Source organism: Evtepia gabavorous, assembly GCF_003425665.1.
GTDB lineage: Bacteria > Bacillota > Clostridia > Oscillospirales > Oscillospiraceae > Evtepia > Evtepia gabavorous.
In genome coordinates this window covers 43,593-52,689 of record NZ_QQRQ01000013.1, presented here as the reverse complement: position 1 = coordinate 52,689, position 9,097 = coordinate 43,593, and the positions used below count along the sequence as shown (strand labels likewise).

At 62.9% G+C, this 9,097-nt stretch carries 7 protein-coding genes; all 7 read right to left on the bottom strand.

What is annotated here, in order from left to right; all coding sequences use genetic code 11:
• Positions 1 to 1,487, bottom strand: a 1,487-nt coding sequence (gene recD2, locus DV520_RS08335; RefSeq protein WP_117142424.1) for an SF1B family DNA helicase RecD2, incomplete at its 3' end; no start/stop codon positions are given.
• Positions 1,468 to 1,818: a hypothetical protein gene (locus tag DV520_RS08330; protein WP_117142423.1), complete on the bottom strand. Its 351-nt coding sequence runs from the start codon at positions 1,816 to 1,818 to the stop codon at positions 1,468 to 1,470. The genes recD2 and DV520_RS08330, both read right to left, overlap by 20 nt.
• A gap of 84 nt (positions 1,819 to 1,902) precedes the next feature.
• The gene (uvrA, locus tag DV520_RS08325) at positions 1,903 to 4,728 is read right to left on the bottom strand and encodes an excinuclease ABC subunit UvrA (RefSeq protein ID WP_021920556.1); all 2,826 of its coding nucleotides are present in this window, start codon (positions 4,726 to 4,728) and stop codon (positions 1,903 to 1,905) included.
• A gap of 23 nt (positions 4,729 to 4,751) precedes the next feature.
• Complete coding sequence (locus DV520_RS08320) at positions 4,752 to 5,243, bottom strand: aminoacyl-tRNA deacylase (RefSeq protein WP_021920555.1); 492 nt, start codon at positions 5,241 to 5,243, stop codon at positions 4,752 to 4,754.
• A 4-nt stretch (positions 5,244 to 5,247) separates the two neighbouring features.
• Complete coding sequence (locus DV520_RS08315) at positions 5,248 to 6,150, bottom strand: DMT family transporter (protein WP_117142422.1); 903 nt, start codon at positions 6,148 to 6,150, stop codon at positions 5,248 to 5,250.
• Positions 6,151 to 6,292: 142 nt separating this feature from the next.
• Positions 6,293 to 8,272, bottom strand: a complete 1,980-nt coding sequence (gene uvrB / locus DV520_RS08310; protein WP_021920553.1) for an excinuclease ABC subunit UvrB — start codon at positions 8,270 to 8,272, stop codon at positions 6,293 to 6,295.
• A gap of 34 nt (positions 8,273 to 8,306) precedes the next feature.
• Complete coding sequence (locus DV520_RS08305; RefSeq protein WP_021920552.1) at positions 8,307 to 8,987, bottom strand: JAB domain-containing protein; 681 nt, start codon at positions 8,985 to 8,987, stop codon at positions 8,307 to 8,309.
• Between the last annotated feature and the right edge of the window lie 110 nt (positions 8,988 to 9,097).

Genomic DNA, 9,097 nt, shown 5'->3' with positions numbered 1-9,097 from the left:
ATGGCCGAGGCGGCGGCCTGGCGGAAAATCTCCGTCAGGCGGAGGGTGGGCAGCCGCCGGGAGCGGAGCAGATCCGAGAGCAGATTGCCCGGCCCCACCGAGGGAAGCTGGTGGGGGTCCCCCACCAAAACCAGACGGCATCCGCCGGGCAGGGCGGCCAGCAGGGCCTGCATGAGGACAAGGTCCACCATGGAGGCCTCGTCCAAAATGACAGCGTCGGTGTCCAGAGGCTCCCGTTCGTTGTGGGCGAAGGTGAGTCCCCCCGTCTGGCTGTCGTACCGGGGCTCCAGGAGCCGGTGGATGGTGGAGGCCTCGGCGCCGCAGGTTTCGGAAAGCCGCTTGGCCGCCCGGCCGGTGGGGGCCGTGAGGGCGGTGCGCAGCTGCAAATGGTCGAACAGAGACAGAATGCCCCGGAGAGAGGTGGTTTTTCCGGTGCCCGGCCCGCCGGTGAGGAGCATCACCTGCCGCTGGGCGGCGGTTTTCACCGCCTCCACCTGCAGGGGGGCGTAGGTGAGACCCTGTTCCCGCTGAATTCGGTCCAGGAGCGCGTCCAGGTCCTCTGGGGGGCAGAGCGGTTCCCCCTCCATCTCCAGCAAGGCGTTGGCCACATAGGTCTCGCAGTAGTGGAGCCTGGCCAGGTAGCAGGCATCCTGGCCGGCAATTTCCTCCCGAACGATGGTCCCGCGGTCCGTCAAGCCCTCCAAATGGTCCTCCAGCACGGAGGACTCCGTCCCCAGCAGCCGCTGGGCGGCGGTCAGAAGCTTGGCATAGGGGAGAAAAACATGGCCGTTGTCCAAGTTGTGAGAGAGGGTGTAGAGAAGCCCCGCCTCCAGGCGCAGAGGGTCGTCCGCCTCCAGTCCCAGCTCCCTGGCCAGCTTGTCCGCGGCGGGGAAGGGGGTGAAGAGGGGTTCCTCCGTGAGAAGGTAGGGGTTGGCCCGCAGGGCGGTGAGGGCCAGGTCTCCATACCGCCGGTACAGGGGCATGGCCAGGGAGAGGGAGAGCCCATGGGCGGAGAGAAAATCCAGCAGCCGCCGCATGGAAAGCTGCATACACAGGGACTGGTGGATGGTCTCCGCCCGTTTGGGGGAGATGCCCTTCACCTCGGTGAGCCGGCGGGGGGCCTCCTCGATCACCGTCAGCACATCCTCCCCAAAGGCATCCAGCAGCCGCCGGGCCATGGCGGCCCCCACCCCCTTCACCGCCCCGGAGGCCAGGTATTCCAGCAGGGCCTTTTCCCCCACAGGCATCCGCCGCTCCACGATCTCCGCCCGGAACTGCTCCCCGTAGGTGCTGTGACGGGTCCACTGTCCGTGAACGGACAGGCCCTCCCCCGGGCTGATGCCCGGCATGGTGCCCACCACGGTGACCTCTTCCCCTGCCTCCGGGGCCTCCAGGCGCAGAATGGTATAGCCGTTCTCCTCATTGCGGTAGATGACGGAGGAGACGGTGCCGTCCAGTAAAATCAGTTCAGAGGGAGAAGTATCCATGGTCGTCCTTCCTTTTCAGGATGAGGGTGGCCTCCTCTGCCGGGCAGAAGAGCAGGGAGGTGTCTTTGCGCTGGAGTGCCTGGACCAGGTCCTGTCCGGCGGGGGTCAGTCCCGCGTCCACAATGAGCAGGGTGAACTGGGAGAGTTTTTCCCCCTGCAGCCAGTGCAGGTGGCGCAGGGTTTGCTCCAGCCCGTCGCCGTCCCCCACGGCGGGGATCACGGCAAAGACGGGGACCGTGCCCTGCTGGGCGGGGGAGATCAGGCGGGTGAAAATGAGGCGGTTGAACCACAGCAGCAGCGCCGCGCACAGTAGGGCCATCAGGATTTCCACAAGCAACACCTCCAGCCCATTCTATGCCGGCGCGGGCGGATTGGGACCTGACTGCGGGCAGCCCGGGTGGAAAAGCCCTGCGGCTTACTTTAACAGCTTCTTCAAGTACCGGCCCGTGTAGGAGGCCTCACACTGGGCAACCTCCTCGGGGGTGCCGGTGCACACCACGTGGCCGCCACCGCTGCCCCCTTCCGGACCCAGGTCAATCACGTGGTCGGCCCACTTGATGACATCCAAATTGTGTTCGATGACCACCACGGTGTTGCCCCCCTCCACCAGACGGTCCAGGACCTCCAGCAGCTTGTGTACGTCGTAGGTGTGCAGGCCGGTGGTGGGCTCATCCAGGATATAGATGGTCTTTCCCGTGGAGCGCCGGGCCAGCTCTGTGGCCAGCTTCACCCGCTGGGCCTCGCCGCCGGACAGCGTGGTGGAGGACTGGCCGATTTTCAGGTAGCCGAGCCCCACCGAGGACAGGGTCTCCAGCTTCCGGCGGAGCTTGGGGAGGTTGGCGAAGAAGGCCAGTCCCTCATCCACGGTCATGTCCAGGACATCGTGGATGTTTTTTCCCTTGTACTTGACCTCCAGGGTCTCCCGGTTGTAGCGTTTTCCCTTGCAGACCTCGCAGGGAACGTAAATATCGGGGAGAAAGTGCATCTCGATTTTCAGCAGTCCATCCCCGGCGCAGGACTCGCACCGGCCGCCCTTCACATTGAAGGAGAAGCGACCGGGCCCATATCCCCGGGACTTGGCGTCGGGGGTGGAGGCGAAAAGCTCCCGGATGTCCCCGAACAGCCCTGTGTAGGTGGCCGGGTTGGACCGGGGCGTCCGGCCGATGGGAGACTGGTCGATGTCGATGACCTTGTCCAGAAATTCCTCCCCCTCCAGCGCCGTGTGCTTGCCTGGGCGGACCTTCATCCGGTTCAGGTCGGCCCCCAGCCGCTTGAAGAGAATCTCATTGACCAGAGAGGACTTCCCGGAACCGGACACACCGGTGACGCAGGTGAACGTCCCCAGGGGAAAGGTGACGTCCACGTGGTCCAGATTGTTCTCCGCAGCCCCCCGAATGGTGAGGCTGTGCCCGTTGCCGGTCCGGCGGCGGGAGGGGACCGGAATTTTTTTGGCGCCGGAGAGATACTGGCCGGTGATGGATGCCGGCACGGCCATGATCTCCTCTGCGGTGCCTGCGGCGATGACCTGGCCGCCGTGGACCCCGGCGGCAGGGCCGATATCCACAATGTAGTCCGCGGCCCGCATGGTGTCCTCGTCGTGCTCCACCACAATGAGGGTGTTGCCCAGGTCCCGCAGGCGCTTGAGGGTGTCCAGAAGCATGTCGTTGTCCCGCTGGTGCAGGCCGATGGAGGGCTCGTCCAGAATGTACAGCACCCCCATGAGGGAGGAGCCGATCTGGGTGGCCAGCCGAATCCGCTGGCTCTCGCCGCCGGACAGGGTGCCCGCCTGGCGGCTGAGGGTCAGATAGGACAGCCCCACGCTTTGCAGGAAGGTCAGGCGGGAGCGGATCTCCTTGAGGATCTGCTGGGCAATCTGGGCCTGGGTTTCCGTCAGGGTCAGATGATCCACAAAATCCAGGGCGTCGGTGACGGATTTGTGGCAGAATTCGTCGATATTCAGGTTCCCTACGGTCACCGCCAGGGCCTCCTTTTTCAGCCGGCGGCCCTGGCAGGTGGGGCAGGGGCACTCACTCATGCATTCCTCCAGCTCCTTCCGGGAGGCATCGGACTGGGTTTCTGTGAACCGCCGCTCCACGTTGTGTAAAATTCCCTCAAAGGCCTGGCTGAACGTGCCCTGTCCGTCGGCCCGGTGGTAGGTGAGCTTGAGCTTTTCCCCCCGGGTGCCATGGAGGATGACCTCCTGGGCCTCCGGGGAGAGGTCCTGGAAGGGGGTGGTGAGCTGGAAGCCGTATTGCTTGCCCAGGGCCTCAAAGTACATCCGGGCGATGGAATCCCCCTTCACATTCTGCCAGCCGGAGACGGCGATGGCGCCGTCCAGGATGGACAGGGCGGGGTTGGGGATGACCAGCTGGGGATCGGCTTTCATCTGGCTGCCCAGACCGGTGCAGGTGGGGCAGGCGCCGAAGGGACTGTTGAAGGAGAACATCCGGGGGGCCAGTTCCTCAATGGAGATGCCGCAGTCCTCGCAGGCGTAGTTTTGGGAGAAGGTGAGGTCCCTGTCCTCCTGTACCAGGTTGATGAGCAGAAGACCTCCCCCCAGGGAGGCGGCGGTCTCCACCGAGTCGGTGAGCCGGCGGAGGATGTCCGGCCGGATGACCAGACGGTCCACCACGATTTCAATGTTGTGCTTCTTGTTTTTCTCCAGAGAGATGTCCTCTGTGAGTTCATAGAGAGCCCCGTCCACCCGACAGCGTACATAGCCGGATTTCCGGGCGTTGTCCAAAACCTTGACGTGCTCCCCCTTTTTCCCCCGGACCACAGGGGCCAGCACCTGAATGCGGGTGCCCTCGGGCAGGGAGAGAATCTGGTCGATGATCTGGTCCACGGACTGCTGGCGAATCTCCTTGCCGCACTTGGGGCAGTGGGGGGTTCCCACCCGGGCCCACAGAAGACGGAGATAATCATAGATCTCCGTTACGGTGCCCACGGTGGACCGGGGATTTTTGCTGGTGGTCTTCTGGTCGATGGAGATGGCGGGGGAGAGACCGTCGATGTAGTCCACATCGGGCTTTTCCATCTGGCCCAGAAACATCCGGGCATAGGAGGAGAGGGATTCCACATACCGCCGCTGTCCCTCAGCGTAAATGGTGTCGAAGGCCAGAGAGGACTTCCCGGAACCGGACAGGCCGGTGATCACCACCAGCTTATCCCGGGGGATGGAGACATCAATATTTTTTAAGTTGTTGGCGCGGGCGCCTTTGACGTGAATGTGAGATTGCATGGGAGTATCTTCTTCCTTTTGTGTTATTGCTGGGTGAGGTCCGCCACCTGCCCGCCCACCAGGGCGATCAGATCGTCGGGGGCCACCTCCACCTGATACCCCACTTTTCCGGCGGAGCAGATCATGGTGTCCACCAAGATCACCTCTTCCGCGAAGTAGGTGGGAAAGGACTTGGACATCCCCACCGGCGAGCAGCCCCCGTGGACATAACCGGTGAGGGGGAGCAGCTGCTTTTGGGGGAGCATGGAGACCGATTTCACCCCGGCGGCCCGGGCGGCCTTTTTCAAATCCAGGGTCTCGGCCACGGGGATGACATACACGAAGTGTTCCCCCTTGGGGCCCTGGGCAACCAGGGTCTTGAATACCTGCTCCACAGGCTTGCCCAGCAGGCCGGCGGCGGTGACGCCGTCGGGGACCTTGCCCTTGGGCAGGGGAACCTCATAGGCGGTGCAGGGGATGCCCGCCGCCTCTAATATGCGGACCACGTTGGTTTTTTCTTCCTTATTTTTTGCCATGGGATCACCTCAGAATGTACACGGAGGCCAGAATGCACACCAGGCCCAGAACGACGCCCAGGGTCATTGGTTCCCCGAAAGCGGCGATGCCCACCAGGGAGGCCACCACGGGCTCCACGGAGGCCAGGATGGAGGCCTTTCCGCTGTCGCCCAGGTCGCTGAGCCCCTTGGTGTAGAGCAGATAGGGAATGACTGTCCCCACCACCATAAGCCCCAGGGAGAGGAGAATCCCCATGGGGGAGTGGAAGGTGGTGCTAAGGTCCCCGGGACTCGTCATGAATAGAGAGCCAATGCCGGCGATGAGAAAGGTATAGAAGGTGACGGTAAAGGGCTGGTAATGCTTCAGCGCAAACCGGCCGAAAATGGTGTAGGAGCTGTAAAACAGCCCGCTGCCAATGCCCAGAAGCAGGCCCTCAGGGGTCAGGGTCAGGGCACCGTTGAGGATGCCGGCCACAAAGCAGCAGCCCAGGAAGGCCAGCACCAGCGCGGCCAGTTTCCGCTTGGTGATCCGGTCCTTCCAGAGAAGGGCGGACAGGATCACCACGAAGGTAGGGGCGGTGTAGAGCAGGATCGCGGCCACCGCCAGGGAGGACACCTGCTGGCTGCGGAAGTAGCAGAGGGTAAAAAAGAGAATGCTGATGAGGCCGGAGCAGAGGAAAATGGGCAGATGGCGGAGGCGAATGCGAAAAATACTGCGGTCATAGACCAGAAAAATCAGGCCGAGAATGAGGCAGGCCCCCAGATTCCGCAGCATGACCACGGTCTCCGGGGCGATCCCCAGGGCGGACAAATGCCGGTTAAACAGCCCCAGGCACCCCCACAGGGAGCCGGCAATGAGAATACAGACCATGGCAAAATAACCGGACTTGGGAAGGGCGGCAGCGCCCGCCTGTTTCGTTTGCTTCATCGGGAAAGCTCCTTTCTGTCAATCCAAAATACCGGTACTTGCTGGGGACAAGCAGAGGGACCCGGCCAGCGAAGCGCCAGGAGATACAGGGTCAAAAGACAGCAGTGGTACTGCATGGACATAGAGAAGCCTCCTTCAGGGGTCAGCCGGTCTCGCTGGCCCCCCTCAATTCTATGATTTGATCCCGCAGAATGGCAGCGTACTCGAACTCCAGCCGGCGGCTGGCCTCCTTCATCTCCTGTTCCAACTGGGCGATGAGGCTGGCCTTCTCCTTGGGGGTGAGGGCCTTGGCCCCCTTTCCCTTCCTCTCCTTGCCGTCGGCGGCGTGGGAGATCTCGATCAGGTCCCGGACCGATTTGACAATGGTCTTGGGGACAATGCCGTGGGCCTGGTTGTAGGCGTTTTGAATTTCCCGCCGGCGCTGGGTCTCCTCCATGGCCGCGGCCATGGAGGGGGTCACCCGGTCGGCGTAGAGGATGACCAGGCCCTGGGCGTTTCGGGCCGCCCGGCCGATGGTCTGAATGAGGGAGGTCTCCGAGCGGAGAAAGCCCTCCTTGTCCGCATCCAGGATGGCCACCAGGGAGACCTCGGGCAGGTCCAGCCCCTCCCGGAGGAGGTTGATGCCCACCAGCACGTCAAAGGTGCCCAGGCGGAGGTCCCGGATGATCTCCATCCGCTCAATGGTGTCCACGTCATGGTGCATGTACCGCACCCGGATGCCTGCCCCCTGGAGATAGCTGGTGAGGTCCTCCGCCATCTTTTTGGTCAGGGTGGTCACCAGGACCCGTTCCTGCCGGGGGGTGCGGGCGTTGATTTCCCCGATCAGGTCGTCGATCTGGCCCTCCACAGGGCGGACCTGGACCACCGGGTCCAGCAGGCCGGTGGGGCGGATGACCTGCTCCACGATCTGGCCCGAGCGGCTGCGCTCATACTCCCCCGGAGTGGCGGAGACATAGATCACTTGATTGACCCGCTGGGAGAACTCCTCAAAGTTCAAAGGACGGTTGTCAAAGGCGCAGGGCAGCCGGAAGCCGTAGTCCACCAGGGTGGTTTTCCGGGCCCGATCCCCGGCGTACATGGCCCGCACCTGGGGGAGGGTCACGTGGCTCTCGTCGATGAACAGAAGAAAATCCTTGGGGAAGTAGTCCAGCAGGGTCATGGGAGGGGACCCGGCGGGCCGGCCGGCGATGACCCGGCTGTAATTCTCAATGCCGGAGCAGTAGCCCAGCTCCCGCATCATCTCAATGTCGTACAAGGTGCGCTGGGAGATGCGCTGGGCCTCCAGCAACTGGTCGTTGGCCTTGAAGAAGGCCACCCGTTCCTCCATCTCCCGGTAGATCTCCTGGATGGCGGCGGCCATTTTTTCCTTGGAGGCCACATAGTGGGAGGCCGGGTAGATGGCCACATGGTCCACCACCCGGGTGGGGGTGCCGGTGACCACGTTGATCTCGCTGATCCGGTCGATCTCGTCCCCGAAGAACTCCACCCGGATGGCCCGGTCGTTGGCGTAGACGGGGAAAATTTCCACCGTGTCCCCCCGGACCCGGAAGCGGTTGCGGTCGAAGGCCACGTCGTTGCGCTCATAGCGGATCTCCGTGAGCTTGTTCAGCAGCTGCTCCATGGGCCGCTCCTGGCCGGTGCGCAGGGAGATGACCATGTTGGCGTAGTCGATGGGGTCCCCCAAGCCGTAAATGCAGGAGACCGAGGCCACCACGATCACATCCCGCCGCTCAAAAAGGGCGGAGGTGGCGGAGTGGCGCAGGCGCTCAATCTCGTCGTTGATGGCGCTGTCCTTCTCAATGAAGGTGTCGGTGTGGGGGATATAGGCCTCTGGCTGGTAGTAGTCGTAGTAGGAGACAAAGTATTCCACCGCATTGTTGGGAAAGAACTCCTTGAACTCCGCGCACAGCTGCGCGGCCAGGGTTTTGTTGTGGGCCAGGACAAGGGTGGGACGCTGGACCTGCTCAATGACCTTAGCCATGGTAAAGGTTTTGCCGGAGCCGGTCACCCCCAAAAGGGTCTGTTCGTTCAATCCCAGCTCCACGCCCTGGGCCAGGCTGGCGATGGCCTGGGGCTGATCCCCGGAGGGGGTGTAGTCGCTGACGACCTGAAATTTAGGCATAGAAACCTCCCGTACAGTTGTTTTCAGATGGGGGTTAAAAGGAATTTAAGTGACGGCTGTCCTTCAGGGAGACCATGTCGTCATCGGTCATGATGACATGGTCATACAGTGTGATGCCCAGGGGCTGAAGGGCGTCCCGGATGTAGTGGGTGATAAAAATATCTTCCTGGGAGGGGGTGGCGATGCCGCTGGGATGGTTGTGGGCCAGCACCACGGCGGTGGCGCCCAAGGCCAGGGCCTCCGTGGCAATCTTCCGCAGACTGATCTCATTGGCGCTGGGGCTGCCCTCGCTGAGCAGCCGGACCCCCAGGAGCTTGAGCTTTCCGTCGAAGCAGGCCAGAAAGGACATCTCATTTCGGGCCCCAAAGAAGTAGGGGAGAAACAGGGTGCGCAGGCTGGCGCTGTCGGAGATGATCACGTCGGCGCTGGTTCGGGAGGCCAAGTACCGGGCGGCAACGGCGGGGATGAGTTTCAGGAGGACCACGGTGTTCTCCCCCACGCCGGGGACCTTGGCCAGGTCGGCGGGGGAGGCGTCCAGAACGCCGGACAGGGAGCCAAAGGCCTCCAGCAGGCGGTGGGCCAGGGGGTTGACGTCTCCCTGGAGGCGGGAGTAAAATAGGAGGAGCTCCAGCACCCGGGGCTCGGAGAAATGGCGGAGCCCGCCCTGCAAAAATTCCCGCTTCATTCGGTCCCGATGCCCCTCGTGCACACCCATGACAGGCCCCTTCCTTTCCGGATTTTGTACCTTTTATCATACCGCTTTTTTGCCCCTTCGACAAGGGAAAGATGACCGGAGAAGGGTGAAAATCGGGAGAAAGACGCTGA